Annotated in this window: 17 protein-coding genes and 3 pseudogenes; 7 read left to right on the forward strand and 13 right to left on the reverse strand. The window is 62.7% G+C overall.

What is annotated here, in order from left to right; translation table 11 throughout:
* Window positions 1-428: 428 nt before the first annotated feature.
* The 4 genes from NQJ30_RS12790 to NQJ30_RS12805 form a co-directional block, all read right to left on the reverse strand.
* The gene (locus NQJ30_RS12790) at window positions 429-953 is read right to left on the reverse strand and encodes a hypothetical protein (protein ID WP_255770307.1); all 525 of its coding nucleotides are present in this window, start codon (window positions 951-953) and stop codon (window positions 429-431) included.
* 28 nt (window positions 954-981) lie between these two features.
* Window positions 982-2,085, reverse strand: a complete 1,104-nt coding sequence (locus NQJ30_RS12795) for a zinc-dependent alcohol dehydrogenase (protein WP_255770308.1) — start codon at window positions 2,083-2,085, stop codon at window positions 982-984.
* Between the two features lie 69 nt (window positions 2,086-2,154).
* Complete coding sequence (locus NQJ30_RS12800) at window positions 2,155-3,057, reverse strand: isocitrate lyase/PEP mutase family protein (RefSeq protein WP_255770341.1); 903 nt, start codon at window positions 3,055-3,057, stop codon at window positions 2,155-2,157.
* 225 nt (window positions 3,058-3,282) lie between these two features.
* Window positions 3,283-4,518, reverse strand: coding sequence for an LLM class flavin-dependent oxidoreductase (locus NQJ30_RS12805; RefSeq protein ID WP_255770309.1), 1,236 nt, complete (start codon window positions 4,516-4,518; stop codon window positions 3,283-3,285).
* A gap of 432 nt (window positions 4,519-4,950) precedes the next feature.
* Here NQJ30_RS12805 and NQJ30_RS12810 point away from each other — a divergent pair, with 432 nt between their 5' ends.
* The 5 genes from NQJ30_RS12810 (at window position 4,951) to NQJ30_RS12830 (ending at window position 10,783) form a co-directional block, all read left to right on the forward strand.
* Window positions 4,951-5,622 (forward strand): TetR/AcrR family transcriptional regulator, encoded by a 672-nt coding sequence (locus tag NQJ30_RS12810; protein WP_255770310.1) that lies wholly within the window; start codon window positions 4,951-4,953, stop codon window positions 5,620-5,622.
* Window positions 5,623-6,029: 407 nt separating this feature from the next.
* Complete coding sequence (locus tag NQJ30_RS12815) at window positions 6,030-7,259, forward strand: acetyl-CoA C-acetyltransferase (RefSeq protein WP_255770311.1); 1,230 nt, start codon at window positions 6,030-6,032, stop codon at window positions 7,257-7,259.
* Window positions 7,260-7,422: 163 nt separating this feature from the next.
* Entirely contained in the window at window positions 7,423-8,199 is a 777-nt protein-coding gene (locus tag NQJ30_RS12820) for an electron transfer flavoprotein subunit beta/FixA family protein (protein ID WP_255770342.1), read from the forward strand.
* Between the two features lie 11 nt (window positions 8,200-8,210).
* Window positions 8,211-9,188 (forward strand): electron transfer flavoprotein subunit alpha/FixB family protein, encoded by a 978-nt coding sequence (locus tag NQJ30_RS12825; protein WP_255770312.1) that lies wholly within the window; start codon window positions 8,211-8,213, stop codon window positions 9,186-9,188.
* 539 nt (window positions 9,189-9,727) lie between these two features.
* Complete coding sequence (locus NQJ30_RS12830) at window positions 9,728-10,783, forward strand: cytochrome b/b6 domain-containing protein (protein WP_255770314.1); 1,056 nt, start codon at window positions 9,728-9,730, stop codon at window positions 10,781-10,783.
* On the opposite strand, the pseudogene NQJ30_RS12835 reads toward NQJ30_RS12830, so the two are convergent.
* The 9 genes and pseudogenes from NQJ30_RS12835 to NQJ30_RS12880 all read right to left on the reverse strand — a co-directional run bounded on the left by NQJ30_RS12835 (window position 10,770) and on the right by NQJ30_RS12880 (window position 20,284).
* A pseudogene (locus NQJ30_RS12835) lies at window positions 10,770-11,638 on the reverse strand (IS5 family transposase). The gene NQJ30_RS12830 and the pseudogene NQJ30_RS12835 sit on opposite strands and share 14 nt — an antisense overlap.
* Window positions 11,639-11,912: 274 nt before the next feature.
* Window positions 11,913-13,304, reverse strand: a complete 1,392-nt coding sequence (locus NQJ30_RS12840; protein WP_255770343.1) for a class I adenylate-forming enzyme family protein — start codon at window positions 13,302-13,304, stop codon at window positions 11,913-11,915.
* Between the two features lie 592 nt (window positions 13,305-13,896).
* Window positions 13,897-14,571, reverse strand: a complete 675-nt coding sequence (locus tag NQJ30_RS12845; protein ID WP_255770315.1) for a 3-oxoacid CoA-transferase subunit B — start codon at window positions 14,569-14,571, stop codon at window positions 13,897-13,899.
* A gap of 2 nt (window positions 14,572-14,573) precedes the next feature.
* Entirely contained in the window at window positions 14,574-15,233 is a 660-nt protein-coding gene (locus tag NQJ30_RS12850; RefSeq protein ID WP_255770317.1) for a 3-oxoacid CoA-transferase subunit A, read from the reverse strand.
* 2 nt (window positions 15,234-15,235) lie between these two features.
* Window positions 15,236-16,431 (reverse strand): annotated as a pseudogene (locus NQJ30_RS12855) (thiolase family protein).
* A pseudogene (locus NQJ30_RS19130) lies at window positions 16,428-16,626 on the reverse strand (carboxymuconolactone decarboxylase family protein); the annotation flags it as partial. The pseudogenes NQJ30_RS19130 and NQJ30_RS12855, both read right to left, overlap by 4 nt.
* Before the next feature lie 218 nt (window positions 16,627-16,844).
* Window positions 16,845-18,218, reverse strand: a complete 1,374-nt coding sequence (accC, locus tag NQJ30_RS12870) for an acetyl-CoA carboxylase biotin carboxylase subunit (RefSeq protein WP_255770319.1) — start codon at window positions 18,216-18,218, stop codon at window positions 16,845-16,847.
* Window positions 18,211-18,753: an acetyl-CoA carboxylase biotin carboxyl carrier protein gene (accB, locus tag NQJ30_RS12875; protein ID WP_255770321.1), complete on the reverse strand. Its 543-nt coding sequence runs from the start codon at window positions 18,751-18,753 to the stop codon at window positions 18,211-18,213. Before accB ends, accC begins: the two co-directional genes overlap by 8 nt.
* Window positions 18,743-20,284, reverse strand: a complete 1,542-nt coding sequence (locus tag NQJ30_RS12880) for a pyruvate carboxylase subunit B (protein ID WP_255770323.1) — start codon at window positions 20,282-20,284, stop codon at window positions 18,743-18,745. Before NQJ30_RS12880 ends, accB begins: the two co-directional genes overlap by 11 nt.
* A gap of 61 nt (window positions 20,285-20,345) precedes the next feature.
* On the opposite strand from NQJ30_RS12880, the gene NQJ30_RS12885 reads away from it, so the two are divergent.
* Window positions 20,346-21,173, forward strand: coding sequence for an IclR family transcriptional regulator (locus tag NQJ30_RS12885; protein WP_255770324.1), 828 nt, complete (start codon window positions 20,346-20,348; stop codon window positions 21,171-21,173).
* Window positions 21,174-21,789: 616 nt separating this feature from the next.
* Window positions 21,790-22,842 (forward strand): MBL fold metallo-hydrolase, encoded by a 1,053-nt coding sequence (locus NQJ30_RS12890; protein WP_255770325.1) that lies wholly within the window; start codon window positions 21,790-21,792, stop codon window positions 22,840-22,842.
* Window positions 22,843-22,959: the final 117 nt, after the last annotated feature.

Consider the following 22,959-nt stretch of genomic DNA (forward strand, 5'->3'; position numbering starts at 1 on the left):
CACTTGCGGCACGTTGCGGCCTTGAATCCGAGCTCCCTGGCCGCCGCGGCGGCACACTCCAGCCGTTCCAACACAGCGAAGAATTCTTCCTTCTCGGCCTGTGAGTACCGCCTGTTCGTGTTCCTCTGTGGGGGCGTGAGCACAGGACCCGGTTTTCCCCTTAGAGAAGATTCTTGATTTGAAGACGACATGGTCGTTGCAACTCCCGAAAATCCGGGGTGTTGCAACGACCGCTAGAAGTCACCATGGCGGGGATTTCGCACGTCACCACAGACGTAACTTCGGACTAGCTGGCCACACCCGCTGACGTCCAGTGATTTGGGCTCCTGCCGCGCATCTCATGTGCGCGGCAGGAGCCCATTCATACAGTGTCTCTGCTCGTTATCGAAGCTGGTGCTAAACGAGACTGGCAGCAAGAAATCGACGGATCAGCCTGCAGCGTGTGGGCTCGAGGCAGGCGCGGCGATGGTGATACTGAGGTAAACGCAATCCTCGTCGTAGGGGTTGTCCCAAAGATGGGGCGCTCCGGTGACGACCAGCAGATCGCCAGTCTCCAACGTGCGCCTCTGCCCGCAAGGCAGCACGAAATCGATCTTCCCCGAGAGGATGATCTCGTAGTCGACTGTTGCCGTAGCGTGCATATCGGCATCGTTGTCCTCGCCGTGACCCTGCACGTCGAGAAACTCAGAGAGGTTCTTTCTGGTGTCAGATCCTGCAGCGATGCGAACGATGGCCAGCGCCGATCCGCTGTCAGTTGCGGGGCCAGGCACCGTCGCGGGCGCACCGACCGATGAGGGCACCGAATGCTCACCCGCGACGCGCCAGAAGTACGCCGAGCTGCCGATTCCTGGGATCTCGCGAGCGGCCGGGGGCACCTCGTCGCGAAACACCGCAGATCCGTTCTCGTCCAGCCCGGCGGCAACCATCCGATAGGCTGCGGGGTCCTGTTTCATCAGCTTTCCTTTGTCTCAGAGAACCTAGCTATGCCCACGTGGGGGTGATAACCACGTTCACGGCTTTCTCCGTGGTGTTGACGCCACCGAGCACATCTATCGCGGTGCCCAGCTCGTCGAGCCCAAACACGTGCGTGCGCAGTTTGTGAACCGGGAACCGCTCGGAGCCAATCAGGTCGAGTGCCCGCTGGAAGGAATCGTTGCTCTGCCCGACCCAACCCTGGAGGCGCACCCGCTTCATGAGGAGCTGGTCAATGGGGAAGCCGTCGAGCGGGCGGTTTTTGATGCCGATTGCCACGATGGTGCCGGTGCGAGCCACCACTTCAAGGGCATCGACCAGCGGCTGCGTGGCGTGTGGCGTGGTGTCGATGACCACGTCGAAGCCAGCGCCCCCTGTGAGTTCCTTGGCGCGCTCGATGAGGTTTTCCTTCTCAACATTGATGGTCGCATCAGCGCCGAGCTCCATCGCCAAATCAAGCTTGTACTGGTCGCGGGACAAGCCGGTAACGACGACCTGATCCGCGCCCGCATGGCGAATCGCGAAGATTGACGCCAAGCCTCGCTGGCCAGGACCAAGGATGAGCACCTTCTGCCCGGGTTGGATGCCGCCTCGTACCACGGCCCACTCGTACCCGCCAGAAATGGGGTTCCACAGCGTAGCGTCCAAGGCACCGATCCCGTCGGGCACCCTGTAGAGGATGCCGCTCGGCGGGATGTAGACGTGTGTGGCGTAGCCGCCCCAGAGCGCGGGCTCAACCTCCGTGGGCACCGCCCCGTAGCGAAGCCTCACGCGGGTGCCGTTGCACCCTTGTTGGTCGCCGCGGAGGCAAGCCGTGCACATCCCACAAATCACGAAGGGGTTCACCGCAACGCGGTCGCCGACGTTGAACGAATCGCGGATCTTGGTCTTCGCACCCATATCCTCAATGACGCCGACAATCTCGTGGCCCAGGATGCGCTGTCGTCCATCCCAGTATGAGTCGATGCCGTTGTAGGCGTCGATGTCAGAGGCGCACAGACCGTTCGCCTCGACGCGCACCAGCACCGCCCCCTCTTCCAGAGTAGGAAGGGAAAATTCTTGTAGCTCGCACTGTTTCGGTGCGACCTGCACGAGTCCAACTGCCTTGTTCATGTGCTTTCTCCTCCTTGATCACAAGCTGTCCACCTTCGGCCCTCTGGCCATGCCGCGGTGCCTCAGGGTTCACTGCTGTTCAGGCGCAAGATATCTTTCTTCGCGCTCGATGAAACTGGCCAGATTGAGCACCTCGGAGGCCAGCTGGTGGCCCATCCTGTAGTCGCTGGGGTGCTCGTCAAAATACGGCGTGGGCGTTCCCTCGCTGATAATCGTTCGGTAGAGGCGGCTCGTCGCAGTCACGGCCGCCTCCAGCGCCTCGCCAGCGAGAATGACCAGACTGTACCCCGCTTCGATCAGGTCCTCTGCTCGGTAGCCTGCGGGGATCCGTTTATTCGACCAGCACACGGGACCGTCGATCTCCGCAGCAAGCTCGGCGAACTTGGCCATCTGCTCATCAGGTGACATGCTCTCCAACGGCACGCCGTCTGCGCGCAGCATAACTGGCAACACAATATCGGCACCCGAGGCAAGATACAGGTTTGCCCGGGCCACCATTTCACCAAACGACTCGCCAGCGTCATCGGTGCGCCCAATGATGAGCATCTCTCTCGAGCGCCGTGCATCGACGGCAGCCTCGACACGGAGCACCGCTTCCTCGCGGCTCACCCTGCGGATGGCGGCAATGCTCGCGCATCGTTTGGGGCTGGCCTGGTCTTCCAGATGCACGGCGGCAGCACCCGAGGCCTCGAGCGTGCGCACGGTACGCCAAATGTTATTGACGCCGCCAAAGCCAGTGTCGATATCGACCACGAGGGGAAGCTCGGTCGCAGCCATGATCCTGGACGCCTGCGAAGCCACCTCGGTGATGGTCATCAGGCCTATATCCGGTGCTCCGATCTGAGTGGCCTCAATGGCATAGCCAGACTGATATAGGCACTCAAAGCCCGCTTGTTTCGCTAGGAGGGCAGATCCGGCGTCCCACACCCCGGGTGCAACCACTCCTCTTTCGAGCAAATCTCTGAGCTTCATCACTACGCCTCCTGCGACGATTCTTGAATAGAAGAGACTTTCGTCAAGCCCTGATTATTCAGCCTTAAACACGACCATTGGTGCATCCTGCCCAGACGAGCAGGCGCCACGCAGTTTTCCCACGAAGCCGCTTGAAGCCAACGTCGATACCTGCGACCCGGGGGACGACTCACCATTATGGAGGCGTCCCCCGGGTCGAGAACGAGATTTCTCAGCGTTTCAGGGTTAGCTGTCGAGTGAATGCTCGGTGCGGAGGCCCGCCTTGACGAGGAGCGGATGCACATCGCTGATGAAGTACTCCACTGCCTCCGGGTACTCGTGGAACGTGAGCGCCAGGCCGTCCATACCCATATCCGAGTACCCTTGCAGCGCTGCGGCAATCTGCTCGGGGCTTCCGATGACGCTCTCGCCTCCGCCGCTCAGGCGCAGGATGTTCGCGGTTTCGGGGTTTTCTCGCAAGAAGTCCATCGATGCCGAGTCAGAACCGGTAATTCCCTCGACAAAACGGCCAAGCGCCTCGTCGTCGCTGGCTTTTGTCCAGGCATCGGCGAAGTCACGAGCCTCCTGCTCAGTCGGCTTGCAGATGACGTCGAGATTTCCCCAGATGGCAACCTCGCGCCCTGCTGCTGCAGCCTGCGCGCGTATGGCTTCAATTGTCTTGCGGCACTCATCATTGTGGCGCAGCTTAATGTAGATCATGTCCGCGTTCTCGACCGCAAACTTCTGCCCCTCGGGGCTCTGGCCCGCATTCATGATCGTAGGTCTCGTCTGCATAGGCTTCGGAGCCGACTCAGCACCCTCGAGCTTGAAGAATTCACCCTCGAAGTCGAATTCTCCCTTTTCGCTCCACAGGCGGTCAAGGATGTCGACCCACTCCTGGGCGTATTTGTAACGCGATTCGCGATCACCAAGATCCATCCCGAACATCTTGAACTCAGAAGCAAACCAGCCCGGAACAATGTTGAGGCCCCAACGTCCGCCGGAGATGTGGTCCAGCGTCGCCCCAAGCTTGGCAGCCATCACCGGGTGGAACAGCGGGATGGCGCATGTCGTAAAGATCTGGATCCGCTCGGTAGCTTCTGCAAGCGCTGCACCCCAGGCCCAAGTCTCATACGAGCGATCCCAGTGACCGCTTGAGCCGCCCAGGCCCTTCCAGCGAGAAACCGGAACAAGAACTTCAAAACCGGCACGATCGGCCATGATCGCGATGTGCTTTTGCTCTTCCCAGTTGTTAACCTTCATGGGGCCAGGCATGGTGCTGATTCCGCCCGCGCCACCTGCTAGGTTGATGCCGAAGATGCCGAGCTTCAACTTGTTGGGGCTCGTCGCGATCAGCGTTTGTGACTTGGGGATGGTGCCGTCGGCAACCGTGCGGTCTGTAGATGGACTGGGCATCGAAACTTCCTTCTCTTCCGGTCGATATTCGCCTACGCTGCGCGTCGCGACTTGCTGGTCGAACAAATCTTTCCTAGTAAGTTAACCATAACGCAGGCAATCGAGAAATGATTTTTCGTCCTATCGAATGGCCCTTGCTGGGCCACGCGTCCTCACGAGAATCGAAGTTCACGGGCGACCTCGCCGCCTTGCTTGGATGCCTAGTGCGTGCGTCGACGCCTACCTCGTCACCGTTAATCTTTACTGGTAAGGTAAACATGCGGAGTTGACGACCAGGGACCTGTTGTCCCCCATTCTTACCGTCTGATACAGAGGAGCATGCACCGTGCTAGAAGAATCGCAGTTTCGCCAGATTGAGCCGCGCCACTACTGCAAATATCCCGGACGCTTATCGGCACGATTGCCTATGCAGCGTGACCGAACCCAAAACTGCGCAAGTCCACTACGGTGGAAGCCGATTAACTCTATAGTCAACGTATAAGGATTCTGGGAGGAATTTTGGCGCAGAAGAAGGCGACCTCGACCGCAGCACTCGTCAATGTAGCCGCGAATGTCTTCCTAGAGAAGGGCTTCGCGACCAGCACCATAGATGATGTCGCTCGGGCCGCGGGCATCTCGAAGCCGACCGTGTATCAGTACGTGTCGAACAAGCAGTGGTTGCTCGAAGAGGTCGTGCGGGTGATGTGCGGGAAGATGGAGCAGCTTCAGGTTGATTTGTACGCCGAGCCGGTTCCCCCGATCGTGCGTCTGCACTGGTCCCTGGAGCTGCATGTGGAGCTTGCGATAGTTTACCGGAATTCATACCGGCTGACCCTGAGCGAGCAGACTGCGCTTTCGCCAGCGGCGCGGGAAGAGTTCCGCCTCTGGGCGCGTCGCACTACGACCCGTTTTGCCGAGCTGCTCACCGAGTGCCAGCAGGAAGGTTCGTTTACCTGGGACGGGGACACGATGGTCGCCGCGAATCTGATCCTCTCGATGCTGACCGGCACGCACCGCTGGGCGCATCCGCATGAGGGCGAGACCGTCGCCGAGTATTCGCACTCCCTCGCTGAGCAGATCCGAGTGTTGTTGGCCGGTGTGATCGCTGAGGCTGACATGTCGGATTGGCCGCGTTCGGTGGTGTCGCACGCGGCATCCCAGCCTGCAGCTGCTCATTCGGTGGGCGCGTAGTCCGCGGCAACTTGATCGCGCAGCGGCCAGCCTGGCGATAACCGGCTGGACGCTGCTGGTTGGCTAAGGCATCGGCAGCGTCAAATGTGAGCTGGCGCGGTGAGGGTGAAGGCCCATTGCCGCTGAGCTCGCAGCTTGATTGCGCGCGCTTTCCATGATTAACTAACCGGGATGGCAAGCATCGCGCGGCACGAGCGATTGCCGCACGCCATAGGCCGGTGTATGAGATATCGAAAATGACTTTGACATCTTGACTACGTACCCAGTGCGTGTGCAGCAAGCAGGCGCAGCGTGTCGACGGCACTCGTACACGCTCTTCACCGCGGCACAGCTCAATGAACAAAGTGACAGCCGGCCGCACGTGGTGAGTGTGCCGGGCATGTCACCTTAAGGAAGCGAGCAGTACTGTGAAACGAGAAGCCGTGATTGTCGCCTCGGCGCGATCGCCCATTGGGCGCGCCAATAAGGGGAGCCTCGTCGACATGCGGGCAGATGACCTGGCCGTGCAGATGGTCAAGGCGGCTCTGGCGCAGGTGCCTGGGCTGGACCCAGCTGAGATCGATGACATCCTGCTCGGTTGCGGGCTGCCAGGTGGGGAACAGGGCAACAACATGGGGCGAGTGGTCAGCGTGCTTGCAGGCCTCGACTCGGTTCCCGGTACCACGATTACGCGCTACTGTGCTTCAAGTCTCCAAACAACGAGGATGGCGATGCACGCCATCCTCGCGGGCGAGGGCGAGGTCTACATCTCAGCCGGCGTCGAAACGGTCAGCCGGTACGGGCGCGGCAGCGCAGACGAAACGCCGGGCATTTCAGTTACCAACCCGAAGTTCGATGCGGCGATGACGCGCACGCTCAAGCGGTCGAGCGCTAAGGCCGCAAGCTGGTCGGATCCTCGGTATGTCGATGTACTTCCTGATGTGTACATCAAGATGGGCCAGACCGCGGAGAACGTGCAACAGCTTTTGGGGATCACTCGCGCGGAGCAGGATGAGTACGCGGTTCGCAGTCAGCAACTTGCCGCAGAGGCCAAGGCACGCGGGTTCTGGGACCGAGACATCACTCCGGTTCAGCTGAATGACGGGTCAATCGTCGCGCAGGATGATTCCCCCCGCCCCGGCACGACGCTCGATGGCGTCGGCGCACTGGTTCCCGTATTTCGGCCAGACGGCACGGTCACCGCGGGTAACTCGTGCCCGCTGAGCGACGGCGCCGCCGCGCTCGTGATCATGAGCAGCATGAAAGCGAAGGACCTTGGCCTGACTCCTTTGGCCCGCATTGTCGCGACGAGTGTGACCGGCCTCTCACCCGAGATTATGGGGCTTGGGCCCGTGAGCGCTTCGCAACAGGTACTTAAACAGGCTGGGCTCAGCATGGCAGACATGGATCTGATCGAGATCAATGAAGCCTTTGCTGTCCAGGTCATCGGCTCGGCGCGCGAGTTGGGCGTCCCCTACGACCGGCTGAACGTGAACGGCGGCGCGATCGCACTGGGCCACCCCTTCGGGATGACGGGGGCACGCATCACCAACACACTGATGAATGGTCTGCGCGAGCGTGACGGGACCTTCGGTCTGGAGACCATGTGCATCGGTGGGGGTATGGGCATGGCCATGATTCTCGAACGATTGAGCTAGTGAGGCTGCGGCCCGCGCCAGCACCTGCGGACGTCCACACGGCGGAATCCATGAGACGAAGCACAACGCGAGCTCAGGTCGCATCTCGAGCGGCTGTCAGAGGCAGGTCCCTCTGGTCAGCAACATGATGAATGTACGTTTCGAACAAGAGAGAGACATGCCGATGAACATCGTGGTACTGGTGAAGGAAGTCCCAGATACCTATGAGGACAGGAAGCTCAGTCTTGAGACAGGACTTGCTGATCGCGGTGCGACAGCGGCGGTTCTCGACGAGATTTCCGAGCGGAGCCTTGAGGTTGCACTGGCGTATGCGGATGCGCATGAGAGCACGAATGTAACGGTGCTGTCAGTCGCCCCTGAGGGTACGAGTGCCACGCTCCGAAAATGCCTCGCGATGGGTGCCGCAAGCGCCGTACACGTGGTCGATGATGGACTGTTGGGCGCCGACCTGACACTGACGGCCGAGGTGCTTGCTGAGGCGCTTCGTCGCGTTAGTTTTGATTTGGTGATCGCGGGGAATCTGTCCACTGACGGCGCGGGGGGCATGGTTCCCGCAGCGATCGCCGAGCTGCTCGGCGTTGCGCACATGACCGGGCTCAGCACGGTTGACATCAGCGCTGACGCAGTGTCGGGCACGCGCCCGGTCGACGGCGGGGTGCAGACCGTGTCTGCGCAGCTGCCCTCGGTGATTTCTATCACCGAGGCGCTGCCCGACGCGCGGTTCGCTAACTTCAAGGGGATCATGGCTGCGAAGAAGAAGCCGCTTGAAACGGTGAGCCTTGCCGATCTGGGCGTCGACCCGGAGACACCCGGCGTTGCTCGCAGCATCATGCTGACGGTGGCAGAGAAGCCGCTGCGCACGGCTGGGATAAAGATCGTTGACGAGGGAGATGCGGCCGAACAGCTCGCTAGCTTCCTGGTAGAAAATCGACTGGTCTAGGGAGACTGCATATGACGAACGTACCGACTGATGTCATCTTGGTGATCGTCGAGACCACAGCCTCGGGCGAACTGGCGAAATCGGCAGCCGAGCTGCTCGGAGCTGCTGCACTGGTGGGCACACCGGTGGCGTTGGTGCTGCACGCACCTGGCGCTGACCTTGCCTCGCGATTGGCCGAACTGGGTGCTGCCCTGGTGCTGGTAGCTGAGCATCCGGACGCCGAATGGCTGGGCAATGCCGCTATCAACGCGGCGAGCGAGGCAGTGGAGCGCGTGCGCCCTAATGCGGTGCTGATCTCCCACTCGATCGAGGGGCGCGATCTGGCCGCCCGACTTGCGGCGCGCACCCGCTCAGCTGTGTCGGTCGACGCGGTGGGCGTATCACGGGACGAGCTCGGCGTGTTGGCGCATCACTCCGTCTACGGGGGCGCCTACGTCGCCACCTCGACGGCAACCTTCGGGGCGCCGGTGATTACACTGCGGCAGGGATCGATCGACGCTCGCGCGGCAGCCGTGCCTCTGGCCTCCGAACCCCTGGTTTGCGACACGACGGGGAAGCCGTCGGCGCGGATTGAGGACTACGCCGAAGAGGCAACGACTTCGCTGCGGCCTGAACTGCGCGGAGCGGCCAAGGTCGTTTCAGGCGGGCGGGGCTTGGGTTCGAAGGAGCAATTTGCGCTGGTCGAGCAGCTGGCTGACGCGCTCGGAGCAGCCGTTGGCGCGTCGCGCGCCGCCGTTGATGCGGGCTACGTGCCGCAGTCGTACCAGGTGGGGCAGACCGGGGTGTCGGTGTCACCTCAGCTGTACGTAGCGCTGGGCATCTCGGGTGCCATCCAGCACCGTGCCGGAATGCAGACCGCAAAGACGATCGTGGCGATCAACAAGGACGCCGACGCCCCGATCTTTGAAGTTGCCGATTTTGGGATCGTGGGGGACTTGTTTGAGGTAGTCCCGAAGCTGATCGCTGCGGTCGAAGCGAAGAAGCAGTAGCGATGGCGAGCGATGCTGGGCAGATGAGGCAGGGCTTGCCGCGAGTGCCGGGCGGGGCACTCTGGCCCGCTGTGGGAGCTCTACGGGTCGAGGCACCGGTGATCGCCGAAGAGACGGCGAGCTTGTCTCCGACCGTTGCGGTTGAGCAGCCTGTCCCCGCTGAACATCCTGCCGATCACCCCCTTCCGTCCGTTGAGCCAGTGAGCGCGGTGGAGCTCTCGGGGGCGGCCACCCCAAAGTTGCTTCGGCATGGGCTGCCCCGCGTCACCGGCGGAGGGCCCTGGCCTTCCGCCGACCTTGCGGCTCCCGCGGCTCCGCCGCCCGGGGCTCCTGCGTCACCTGTGGTGGAGCGCGAAACTTCCGTGACCGCTTCGGCTGTAGCTACGGTTCCGGCGCCACGAGCCGCCGCGACGGCAAGCGTTTTTGCAGCGGATCTCGTGCCGAGCGGTACTGCGCTCCGGCGCGGGCTCCCCCGCTTGGCAGGTGGATCGCCGTGGCCCGCGGAGGGATACCCACGCCCTTCGGCAGCGGTCTCCGCGGTGAGCCCGCTAGCCTCGGCGCAGGCGCCTGTACCGGCAACCGCGCAGGCGGTGAAACAGGCTGCGGCCGTTGCACCAAAGCCAGCCCTGGCGCCCCTGGAGACGACGCCCGAGGCGCAGAAACAGGCTCAGGACGTGCGCTCCCGCGAGCCGCGCGTGATCGGGTCGCGTACGCTCGGCCAGTGGGTGCGTCTGTGCGTGTTGGGGGTGCTCGGTCTCGTTGTTACAGCTGGAATCATCGTGCTGGCCGCGCGCGGCGTGACCACCCTTCCAGGGGTGCCCGAGTTCATCGAACGATACCCGGGGGAGTATCACCTACCCGCGGTCGCGGAGCCAGGATTCCCTGCATGGGCGCGCTGGACGCACTTCTTGAACTTCTTCCTCATCGTTCTCATCGTCCGCTCGGGATGGCAGGTACGTTCACAACAGAAACCGCCGGCGTTCTTCACCCCTAGGCGGGGCAGCAAGAAAATCAGCATCTATCTGTGGCTCCACACCTCGCTTGATCTGCTGTGGCTCGCTAACGGTGCGGTTTTTGTGGTGCTGCTGTTTGTGACCGGACACTGGGCGCGCATCGTGCCCACGAGCTGGGAGGTCTTCCCCAACGCAGCGTCGGCGATGCTGCAGTATCTGACACTTGAGTGGCCGGTGGAAGATGGCTGGGCCAACTACAACAGCTTGCAGCAGCTCATGTACTTCGCGGTTGTCTTCATCGCGGCACCGCTCGCGGCGATCACGGGTGTGCGCATGAGCGAGTGGTGGCCTGAGCATGCGGAGAAGCTGAACAAGCTGTACCCGGCTCCCGTGGCACGTGCAATCCACTTTCCGACCATGCTGTTCTTTGTGCTGTTCATCATCGTGCATGTGTTCCTGGTGTTCGCGACAGGCGCGTTGAAGAATCTGAATCACATGTTCGCTGGAATACCGGAGGTGAGCTGGGCCGGATTCTGGTGGTTCGCTGTAGGGCTGGTAGTAACGACGAGCGTGGTGATTGCGGCACGACCGCTCGTCATTGCTCCGGTTGCGAGTCTCTTTGGCAAGGTCACCAACCGTTAAGAGATTCCGCCGCTAGGTCAGGGGCGGCGTGCGGGCCGGGCGTCCAGCGGTGGGTGGTCCAGGCTTCGCGGATCAGCCTCCGGACGGTGATGACGGCGTTGGCCAGGGCGATGAACGCCTCGATGACCAGGATGCGTTTCTCGGTGCAGACCGCCAGTTTCCTGAAGCCGCGGTTGTGCCAGGAGTTGGTGCGTTCGACGACCCAGCGGGCGGCGTTCTGGATCGGTGCCGGGATGCCCTTGGCCGCGATCCGCGCCTCGCAGCCGAGCTCTTCGAGAAGCTTCCTGGCCACACACGAATCGTAGCCGGCGTCCAGGTGCACCGTGGTCTCCTCCGGCAGGCGAACCCGAACCGTCCCAGGCCCTCCAGGGTGGGGCGCAGCAGCGGCGAGTCGTGGCGGTTGGCTGCTGCGACCTCGGTGTGCAGCGGGATGCCTTTGCCCTCTGTGAGCAGCGAGCGTTTCGTGCCGCCCTTGCCCCGGCCCACCGGCGACCGGCCGGCCGCTTCACCGCCGCAGGGGGCCTTGACGATGCATCCGTCCACCACCAGATCCTCCAGCTCCAGGCCCACGATCCGGTCATAGGCCTCCAGGGCGATGTGCTCCAGGTCGGTGAAGATTCCTGCTTCGATCCACTCGTCCCTGCGCCGGCGGATGGTGGTCGCCGAACAGGTGCTGTCGGCGATATTTTCGTGGGCGGCCCCGAGCACGAGGACCTGGACGAGCTTGTCGAACACCATCCGGTCGGGCGCCCGCGGCCGGTGGCAGCCCAGCGGGTGGGTGTCCGTCACGGGCGGGATCAGCGCCTCGAACTGGTCCCAGACGGGTTCGATGATGGCTGATGGAACAGCAGGCAAAAGCACTCCTGGTAAAGCGCGAATCTGAACAATCCGTGTCTATCAGGGCTTGTGCCTGCGTCGTTAATCCGGCCCGGGCATCACCTATCGGCGGAAATCTCTAAAGCGTCATTTTCCAGGGCGTGGTACCGGTTGCTGGACCATGACGCGGAAGCCGTGGTCATATGCTGGGCTTGATTGGTGAAGTTTGAGCGTGCAGCACACCACCGTACTCATCTCAGGAATTTGTGTTCTTTATGCCTGGGCCCCTCCTTTGTGCGGCAGATTCATAGGTCTACCGCAGTTGACTGAGTCGCGCGTCGTTGTTGATGATCCACTCCAGAAACATTTTGCGGTCTACTTTTCCTCTGTCTGTCAGGGGAATCTGGCTGAGTAAGTAGTAATGCAACGGCCTCTTGTCTTTGCTAAGAAGTGTCTCCAGACCCGAGTTGAAGGTCGTTGCGGTGAGCCCTCCACAGGAAGGCACGACTCCGGCCACCACGCGGTGGCCGCGCAAGTCATCTGGCATGCCAACAGCCACGGCAGTCTCTACACCCGGGATGGAGGAAAGGGCGAGTTCAACCTCGTGCGGGTAAATGTTTTTGCCCGCAGTATTGATCATGTCCGAGCTCCGCCCGATTATGTGCAATTCACCGTTCTGAAGGTAGCCCTGATCGCCGACAGTGAAGTGGCCGTCCAGGCAACGGAGGGCTTTCCCGTCATCACCCCAAAGGTACCCCTGACACACCATGGGGCTGCTGACACTGATGTTTCCCGGGGTGCTCTCCGGCAAGCGACGCCCAAAATCGTCGAGGATCTGTACTTCCACGCCGGGAAACGGCCGGCCTATGGCGGTGCCTGCGGCATCCAGCGGCGCCCCTGCGGGGAGGCCCCGGCCTGAAACGAAACTAAGCTCTGCTGCGCCGTAGTACTCGAAGATCGTGGCGTTCGGCGCCCAACGCCTGGCGGCTTCCAGTGTTCGGGCATCCAGCTTGGATCCGGCGCAGATGATTGTCCTGATCGCGGAGGCGTCCACTGATGCCATGAGTCCCCGTTCGCTGAGGAGCCGGAGCATCGTTGGGACGAGAACCAATCGGGTGATCCCGTCATGCAGGATCACAGCGTGTGCATCTCCGACATCAAAGCTGCGCAGGGTATGGAACTCGGTGCCGGCGTAGAGGCACTCGGAGAGCGCGTACAGGTTCAGACTTGCCGAGAGCGGACCCGGGGCAAACGTCTTGTCGTCCGGGCGAAGGCCGAAAAAGTCTATGGACGCGTCAAGAGAGGCCTGCCAGGACCGGCGGGAGCGTGTAAAGGCCTTCGGTGTGGAAGTCGTGCCCGCGGTAAAGCCGATGAGGAAGGTTGAGTCCGGGTCGCCGTCTTCCAGCGCAGTACCCGCGTCCCATGACGGGGAGGGGAGCCTCCGGATAATATCTTCCCTGGCCTGCGGCGTCCAAGCGGGATCGAGGACGGCAATTTGCCGTTCCCCGGCTATTCCCGCACAGTAAAGCGCAGCAGATTCGGCCGTGTTGGGTTCGGACAAAATGTACATTTCCGGAGTGGAGGGGAGGAGCTCGCTAGCTGCTCCCCGAAGCTCAGACCAGCTGAAACCGCGGCCGCCGACGGCGACGGCCGTGTCGTCCGGGCGGAGGTCCGCCCACATCTGAATTCTGTTCAGGAATGGCACCGGTTCACGTCCTATTGATGGGTTTGGCTTCCTGCAAAGTTGCAGGAAGGCATGCACCTGCGCGGTGCTGTTCCGTCGTGGGGGCCCGCTGTTGCTGATCCTTCGTGGCGGCGTTGGTTGGTCAACCGCGTTAAGCGGTGCCCCTGCGCAAAGAATAAATTGCAACCCGCCCCAGTTCGGCACTCCCGGGGGAACTTGCTGCTCCTCGCTGGTTGTAGGTCACGGTCCAAAGCCAGGAGGTTTGCTTTTGGGACGTTAACGCCAGCAACAATGTGAGCTGCCGGGTTCAATTGTTGTCATGTCAGCTGTCCCTACTGGGTCGAGGTGGACAGCTTCGTACTAGATGCTCGTGATTGTCCACCAGCCTTCTTTCACCGATGTCTGTGAGAATCCATGCGACCCCCAGCTCTGGCGCCATCTCTTGTATGACACCTCTGCATTGGATGACGTTCTTCTTATTGAAAACCTCTACCGGTTCCCCTGGAGCGAGCGAAAGGAAGGGAATACTCCCGGGTAGCGTGTCTACGTTCATGGGGCTTGTCTCCTTGTTTGCCTCAGAATGCTGTCCTCCTCTGCGATCTGGAGGAACTGCCTAGTACTTCAAGGCGGTCTTAAGTTGCACAGGTACGAGTTCCTGGAGTTCCTCGAGGGTGCAGCCGAAGGTCTCGCGGACTGTGACGCCGTCGGGTCCGGTGAGGAATACGGCTTTGTCCGTGTACACGCGGGTTACGCAGCCGACGCCGGTGAGGGGGTAGGTGCAGGCTTCCACGATCTTGGAGGCACCCTCGCGGGTCAGGAGGGTCATCATCACAAAGACGTCCTTGGCTCCGGTGGCCAGGTCCATGGCGCCGCCCACGGCGGGGATGGCGTCCGGGGCGCCGGTGTGCCAGTTGGCGAGGTCGCCCGTGGCCGAGACCTGGAAGGCCCCGAGCACGCAGATGTCCAGGTGGCCGCCGCGCATGATGGCGAAGGAGTCGGCGTGATGGAAGTAGGACGCGCCCGGGAGCTCGGTGACGGGGATTTTGCCGGCGTTGATGAGGTCGCCGTCGATCTCATCGCCCACGGCAGCAGGGCCCATGCCGAGCATGCCGTTCTCGGTGTGGAGCGTGATGTTCTGCTCCGGCTTGAGGTAGTTCGAAACCAGGGTGGGCTGGCCGATGCCGAGGTTCACGAACGAGCCGGGCTTGATGTCCCGTGCCACGAGTTCGGCGAGGTCGTCACGGCCGAGGGGCTTGTCACTGGTCTGGATGGAAGTTGCGGTGCTCATGCTCAGGCCACCTTCACGATGCTGTTGACGTAGATTCCGGGAGTGACCACGTTTTCCGGGTCGAGTCCGCCCGTGGGGACGATCTCGGACACCTGGACCACCGTGTGCTTGGCAGCGGCGGCCATGATGGGGCCGAAGTTCCGGGCGGTCTTGCGGTACACGAGGTTCCCCACGCCGTCGGCCTTCAGCGCCTTGATCAGCGCGACGTCAGCGTGGATGGGGGTCTCGAAGACCTGGCCGCGGCCGTCGATGATCCGGGTTTCCTTGCCCTCGGCCAGCATGGTGCCGTAGCCGGTGGGCGTGAAGAACCCGCCAATGCCGGCGCCAGCGGCGCGGATCCGCTCAGCCAGGTTGCCCTGCGGGACCAGCTCCAGTTCGATCTCGCCGGCGTGGTACTTCGCGTCGAAGTGCCAGGAATCGGACTGCCGCGGGAAGGAACAGATCATCTTCTTCACCCGGCCTTCCTTGATCAGCAGTGCGAGGCCCTGATCGCCCTGGCCGGCGTTGTTGTTCACCACGGTCAGGTCCTTGGCGCCGCAGTCCATCAGCGCGTCGATCAGTTCGAACGGCTGCCCGGCGTTGCCGAACCCGCCGATCATCACGGTGGAGCCGTCCTTGATGCCGGCCACGGCCTCGGTTACGGAGTCAACAAAATTCAGCATGCTTAGGCCTTTCCGGCAGTAACGTTTTCTAGGACGACGGCGAGGCCCTGGCCCACGCCGATGCAGATCGCGGCGACGCCCCAGCGTTCGCCGGAGGCCTGCAGGGACCGGGCGAGGGTGCCCAGGATCCGGGTGCCGGACGCGCCGAGCGGGTGGCCCATGGCGATCGCGCCGCCGTGGCGGTTCACGATGGCGGGGTCGATGCCCCAGGCGCTGATGCAGGCCAGGGACTGCGCGGCGAACGCTTCGTTAAGTTCGACGGCGCCCACCTGGTCCCAGCCGATGCCCGCCTTCGCGAGGGCTTTGTTCGCGGCCTCGACGGGGCGTAGCCGAAGAACTGGGGATCGTTGGCGTGCGCGCCGCGGCCTGCGATGCGGGCCAACGGCTCAAGCCCGAGCAGCCCGGCGGCGCTTTCGGAGCCGATCCAGGCCGCGGACGCGCCGTCGGACAGGGGCGACGCGTTCCCGGCGGTGACGGTGCCGTTCTCCGTGCGGAACACGGTCTTCAGGCCGGCGAGCTTCTCGGCCGAGGAGCCGGCGCGGATGCCTTCATCCCGGACCAGGTCGGTGCCCGGGACCGTGGTGACCAGGTTGTCGTAGAAGCCTTCGTCCCACGCCGCGGCGGAGAGGTTGTGGGAGTTCGCGGCGAACTCGTCCTGCTGTTCGCGGGTCACGCCGTACTTCTCACGGAGCCGCTCGGTGGCTTCGCCCAGGGAGATGGTCCATTCCTTGGGCATGGCCTTGTTGACCAGGCGCCAGCCCAGCGTGGTGGAGGCCAGGGTCAGGTCCCCGGCCGGGTAGGGCTTCTCCGTCTTGGGCAGCACCCAGGGGGCCCGCGACATCGACTCGGCCCCGCCGACGAGCATCAGCTCGGCGTCGCCGGCGTTGATCTGGCGCGAGGCGATGATCGCGGCGTCCAGCGAGGAGCCGCAAAGCCGGTTGACCGACGTGCCGGGGATGGAGACCGGCAGGCCCGCGAGCAGGGTGCCCATGCGGGCGATGTTCCGGTTCTCCTCGCCGGCGCCGTTGGCGTTGCCAAAGACCACTTCGTCGATCCGTTCGGGGTCTAGCCCCGGTGCGCGCTTGACCGATTCCTTGATCACGTGCGCAGCAAGGTCATCCGGGCGGACGGCCGCGAGGCCGGAGCCGAACTTCCCGAACGGGGTGCGAACGGCGTCGTAAACAAAAGCCTGATTCATGGGGTTGTATCCGTTTCTCGATAGACCTCCTGCGCAGTCTTGAAGACCGTATTGGTTGAGGAGACCCCGCCGTAGATAGCTGTCTGCAGCAGGATCTCCTCGATCTCGTCCCTGCCCAGGTCATTGGTGAGGACAGCGCGGATGCGGCACATGGCCAGCTCTTCCCATTTGCCCGTGCGCCGCCATCGCGGTGATGTTCCTGTTCCTCATCACCACCTGCGCCCAGCGCTTCGTTGTCGGTCCACGTCCGCTTGGCACCGGGCAGGACGACATCCGAGTTGCAGCCCAGGGCCCACTGCTGGCGCTGGCACGCCCTGGGTTGTTAGACCTGAGGCGACCCGTGTGGAGGGGCGTGCGATCAGGTCGGCCAAGACGGGGCGGCGAGGCGCGAGCGTGAGGGACACAGAGTGTCCTTATATACCTGCGGTGGCGTGTGTGGAAGATAGGAGTTCGGCGACGAATGCGGTGTTGAAGTTTCCGCTTACGAACTTCTCGGTTTCGAGGATTTTCTTGTGGAAGGGTGCTGTGGTGGTGATGCCGTCGATGACGAGTTCGTCGAGGGCGCGGAGGGTTCGGGCGATGGCTTCGTCGCGGTCCTTGCCCCAGCAGATGAGCTTTCCGATCATGGAGTCGTAGTAGGGCGGGATGGTGTAGCCAGTTTCGATGTGGGTGTCCATCCTGATCCCGAAACCGCCGGGTGCACGGAAGTTGGTGATCTTCCCGGGGCCCGGGGCGAAATTGTTCTCCGGGTCCTCAGCGTTGATGCGGCATTCGATGGCGTGGCCACTGAAGATGATGTCGTCCTGGCTCAGTTCGAGCGGCAAGCCGCCGGCGATCTGCAGCTGGAGTTTGATGAGGTCGATGCCGGAAACCATTTCAGAGACGGGATGCTCGACCTGGATGCGGGTGTTCATCTCGATGAAGTAGTAGGTGCGTTCGATGTTGTCGAACACGAACTCTACGGTCCCGGCGTTTTTGTATCCGACCTCTTTGCAGAGCGCGACTGCAGCGTCTGCCAGGCCCTGCCTGAGTTCGGCGTCCAGGACCGGTGATGGTGATTCCTCGATGAGTTTTTGGTTGCGTCGCTGCGCTGTGCAGTCACGTTCACCGAGGTGCAGAACGGTCGTGCCGTCGGAGATGACCTGGATTTCGATGTGCCGGATGTCGGTGAGGTATCGCTCGATGTAGACCGAGGGGTCACCGAAGGCGACTTCGGCTTCGGACATGATCTCTGCCAGGTCTTTCTCCAGCGACTCTGCGGTCTCGACGACGCGCATGCCGCGCCCGCCGCCGCCGGCGGCGGCCTTGATCAGGAGGGGGTAGCCGACCTCGCTGGCAACAGCGAGGGCTTCGCTGTATTCAGCGATCGCGCCGAGTGAACCCGGGACGGTAGGAACCCCTGCCCGGCGGGCGATTTTCTTGGCTTCGATCTTGTCTCCCATGCGCCGGATGACCTCGGCTGCCGGGCCGATGAAACCGATCTGCTCCTCTTCACACAATGCTGCGAAGTCCGCGTTCTCGGAGAGGAAGCCGTAGCCGGGATGGATCGCATCAACCTTGTAGGCCAGTGCTGCACTAATGACCGCACGGGGATCACGGTAGCTTGACTTCGCCTGGGCGGGTCCGATGCAGACAGCCTGGTCCGCCAGTTTCACGGGCAGGGAATCGGCGTCGCCCTCGGAGTAGGCGAGCACGCTGCGGATGCCCAGTTCTTTGCACGCCCTGATGATACGGAGGGCTATCTCCCCGCGGTTGGCGATGAGCACGCTTTTCAGTGGTTCACCCATGGCGCTTGATCACCATCAGGGGCTGACCGAATTCGACCGCTTGTTCGTTCTCGACCAGGATCCTCGCGACGGTGCCCTCGACCTGCGCCTCGATGTTGCTCATCAGTTTCATGACCTCCACGATGCAGAGCACCGACTCGGCAGTGACGCTGTCACCGACCGAAACGAAGTTAGGGGCACCGGGTTTCGGGGACGCATAAAAGATTCCCACCATTGGCGCCTTGATCAGTACTTCATCAGCAGCCAACTCGCTGGCGGCCACCGAAGGTGCAGCGGGGGCGGAGACCGCTGCCGGAGCCGGGGCGGCGGCTGGCGCGGCGGCCGGGGCCGCGGTAACAACGGGTGCAGCCGGAGCCGGCGCAGGGGCGGCGGATGCCGGGGTCGACGCCGACGGGCTGCCGGAGGATTGCTGGTCGCGGGAGATGAACAACTCCACGTCGCCGAACTTAAGGGAAAGTTCACGAACGTCCTGGGTGAGGTTCGCCCAGTCGACGATAGCCTTCAGTTCCCGAATATCTGGTGCGTTAAGCGACATTTTTGTTCTCTCCTTTTGTGATGCTGATTCGCAGATTTCCTGCATTCAGTGCTTGCCTGCCGGTCTGGCTCTTCTGGTGGATTGCCTTGATCAGGTCCAGGAGCGGCAAAGGGATTTCATCGGCGTTCCCGCCGGCGGCCACGGCCTTCTGCATTTCGTCGACCTGCGTACCGGCGAACATCGCACGCAGGAGCAGCAGGTCGATACTCTCGGTAGGGTGCCGCTCCCGCAGGTGGGGGAGCATCGGGGCGATCGGGGCGGGTTCGAGGGCGATGTTCGAGGCGCCGTTGGCCACGATTTTGGCGTGCAGTTCCGGGTCGATAGGCGCCAGTAGTGTGCCGTAGTAACCCAGGGCATACTTCTTGATTTCGTTCGGCACAATCGAGTACCGCTCACCAGAGATCACGTTCATCACCGCCTGGGTCCCCACGAACTGGGCGAATGGAGTGATCATGATCGGGAAGGCCAGCTCGGACCGCACCCGGGCCACTTCGTGGAGCAGCTCATCGAAGCGATCGGACAGCCCGGCCGTTGCCAGCTGGGAGTGGAAGTTCGACAGCATACCCCCGGGAAGCTGGTGCATGAAGTGCAGGCCGCTGTACGCGACAGGATGCCCGACCGGCTTGTCCTCTGCCTCAGCGATGGCTGTCAACTTCTCGCTGATCGTATCGATGATGTCGTCATCGACATTGACCGTATATCCGAGCGCCCGCAGATCACGCACAATATCCTGCGTCGCAGGCTGCGCGGCGCCGTTGGCCATCGGCGCGATCGAGGTATGCAGCGCATCACAGCCCAGTTCCACCGCCTCGAGATAAACCAGCGGCGCCAGCCCCGTCAGGCAGTGGCTGTGCAGTTCCAGGGTCCGCTCCCCGATAGCTTCTTTGAGGGCCGGCACCAGGGTGCGGATACGGTCCGGCGTCAAGAGGCCAGCCGCGTCCTTAAGCATGATCGCGTCGACATCAGCCTTCTCGATCAACTCCAGGGCCTTAGCGACGAAGAGCTCGTCGGTGTGCACCGGGCTCTCCGAGAACGAGACAGCCCCGAACGTGGAAGCTCCCAGCTCCTTGGCCCGGATCAGGCCCGGAGCGATATTGTCGATGTCGTTGAGGCCATCGAAGGACCCGATCACACGGAAGCCGTTGGCGTACAGGTTCTCCACCCACGCCTCGATCACATCATCAGCCAGGAAGTCGAACGAAGCAATGTTCTTGGAACGGATCAACGCCCTGAACCTGGTGTTCGGTGCATGCTCATGCGCCAGGCGTACACGCTCCCACGGGTCCTCCTTGAGATAACGGACCGCCACATCAAACTGGATCGGCGCCATAAGATCGACCTGCTCGAAACCAACCTTGTCAAAATCACCCGCCATCGAAACGATGTGATCGGTCCGCATCCTCGTCGCCCACAGGCTCTGATGCGCATCACGCAAAGTCGTATCAATGATCTTGATCTCGCGCCGACTCCCGGCCGGCCGCCCGCCAAGACTCATTACCGACGCAATCGACGGTGGTGTACTGGTCGACATGGCTCTCCTCGTGTCAAGATAGTGAAAGTAAGTTTCAGGATCTGCCATACTATGGAGTGGCTTGGCTAACAAAGTCAAGTATTTTTTCGTGGCAAGCGGAACGGATGAAGCAATGAATGCAGCGTCGATGAGCGAAGTCGAACCCCCCAGACAACGCCAGGTGATCCAATCCGTCGCGCGGGCTTCGCGCATCCTGCTCGCGGTCGCTCGATCGGCGCACGGACTCACCGCAACCGAGGTGGCAGCGGGCGTCGGCCTCGCCATGCCTACGGCCTATCATCTGCTCGCGACACTTGAGGAAGAAAAGCTACTGAGCAAGGAATCGGGCAAGCGCTACACCCTCGGCCCGAGCGCCATCGACATCGCCAACTCACCCGGCCTGCGCGTACGCGTGGACGCCAAACACAGGCAGGCCCTCAGGCGACTCGCCGAGACCACCCGTGAAACGGCATATCTCACCGGCTGGTTCCGCGGGGAGATCCGCATCCTCGCTACGGTCGAAGGATCACAGGCCGTGCGGGTCGCCGGTCTCGAAGTGGGATTCACCGGTGATGTGCACGCACGAGCAAGCGGCAAGGTTCTCCTCGCCTTCGCCGAGGAGGAACAGCGCTCGTCCATCCTGGATAACCACGAGTACACCCGGTTCACGCCGATGACGGTGAGCGACCGAGCCGGCCTCGAAGCCCAAATGGCCGAGATACGACGCACCGGAATCCTCTACGACCGTGGCGAGTACCGGGAGGACGTTCGGTCCTTGAGCGCCCCGATCCGTAGCGACGGAAGGGTCGTCGCTGCCTTGGCAGTGACAGTTCCGTCCAGCCGCTACGAGCGGACCGAACCCGCGCTGGTCGAAGCTCTCCTGTCAGCCGTCACGTTCGCTCAGCAGTAAGCATTGGGCAAAAGTAGCCCGACGCCCTGCATCCTTCTAGGCGATTCGACTCTGCTGGCCCTGCCCAGGTTGTGCCGCAGGAAACAGGACGTTCCGACAATCCGAGCGTGCTTCCCTGCCGCCAGGTGATCTCCTTGCTGAGCGATGGCATGTCTATCGCGGCGCACTCCACAACTGCAAATCAACCGACGGGGGGATCACTACAACGTTCGAGATCGGCGCGTCCTCTGTCTGTTGTTGAGCACGACCCTCTGCTTGATACATTGATCAAGAAACGCGCTGTCCGCAGCTAGGCCCGGGCCCGTCACCTGGTTTCAAGGCAGGCTGCCCCAGGTCACCCCGGTTTCGGCAGCAGGCGTTAACCAGTAAGGGCATCTCCGAGCCGGGGTACGTCGTCCGCCGTTCGGATACGCCTTCTATATCATTGCAATCAGCGATTCCAGCTCGGCGACCAGCCCGGCATTGCTTCTGCCGGCTGCCCGGGCCGCTGCGTAGGGCTCCCGTTTATAAGGGACGCCAGAACCTCCCGAGCGTCGTCCCGCCAGCCCCCCGCACATATACGAGGGCGGGGCTGGCGGGAGGCGCCGCAACCCATTTTGCTGTTTGAGAGGAAATGATGAACCTGCCACCGATTACCCTGACCGGCCACGCGCAGAAGGAAGCGTGGAGGAACAAGGTGCTGCCGCCCGTGGAGCGGCTTGGTACGGAGGTGTGGTCCATTCCCGTGCCGTTTCCGGGAAATCCCATGCGTTACACCCTCAGTTACCTGCTCCTGGGCGACGGTGACGCGGTCCTGATCGATCCGGGCTGGGACAGCGACGCCGGCCTGGAGCACTTGGCTGCCGGCGTGCGGCAGGCCGGGCTGGGCCTGACCGATCTGACGGGCATTGTCGCCACCCATTTCCACTCGGACCATCTGGGCATGGCGGCGCGCCTGCGGAAGGCATCGGGGGCGTGGGTGGCCCTGGGGGATAAGGAGGTGCGCCGGCTCAGCGCCGCCGGGGACCCTGACCTTGTCCTGCAAAACGACCGCGAGGAGCTGACGTTCTGGGGCGTGCCGGCGGACCGGCTGGCCGAGGTCGCCATGGACCACCTCCACCTCGCCCATCTGCGGAACCTCGCCGATCCGGACCTGCGGCTCACCGACGGCAGCCTGGTGCCCGCCCAAGGGCTTAACCTGCAGGTGGTCATCACCCCCGGGCATTCACCGGGGCATATCTGCCTGGTCGATGAGTCGCACGGGCTGATCTTCAGCGGGGACCACGTCCTGCCGCGCATCTCCCCGCACATTGCCTTGGAACTGCCCGGACCGGCCAACCCGCTGGCGGACTACTACGAATCCCTGGACCTGATCGGGTTCGAGGACGAGATGGAGGTCTGCCCTGCGCACGAGTACCGGTTCAGCGGCATGCATCGCCGGGTCGCGCAGCTGATCGAGCACAACCGGGAACGCTCCGCCGAGGTCCTGCGGGTGCTGGAGGCGCACCGGCCCGACACCGTCTGGGACATCGCCCGGCACCTGACCTGGTCGCGTGGCTGGGAGTCCCTGCAGGCCTTCTCGCTGCGCCTGGCAGTCTCGGAGACAGCCAGCCACGTCGTGTACCTGCGCTCCCAGGGCCACGACATCGACGTGCCGGTGACGGAACCTCGCCCGGCCGTGCTTCGGTGACGGCAACCCGCCGGGCAGGCTCCCGATTGGAGGTCAACCGCTTGATGAGAAACAGCACTGGCTACCCAAGATCGCCTCCGGTGAACTGCTGCTCGCCATTGGCATGACGGAGCCGTC

The organism is Pseudarthrobacter sulfonivorans (assembly GCF_024391045.1).
In the GTDB taxonomy this organism is placed as follows: Bacteria; Actinomycetota; Actinomycetes; order Actinomycetales; family Micrococcaceae; genus Arthrobacter; species Arthrobacter sulfonivorans_B.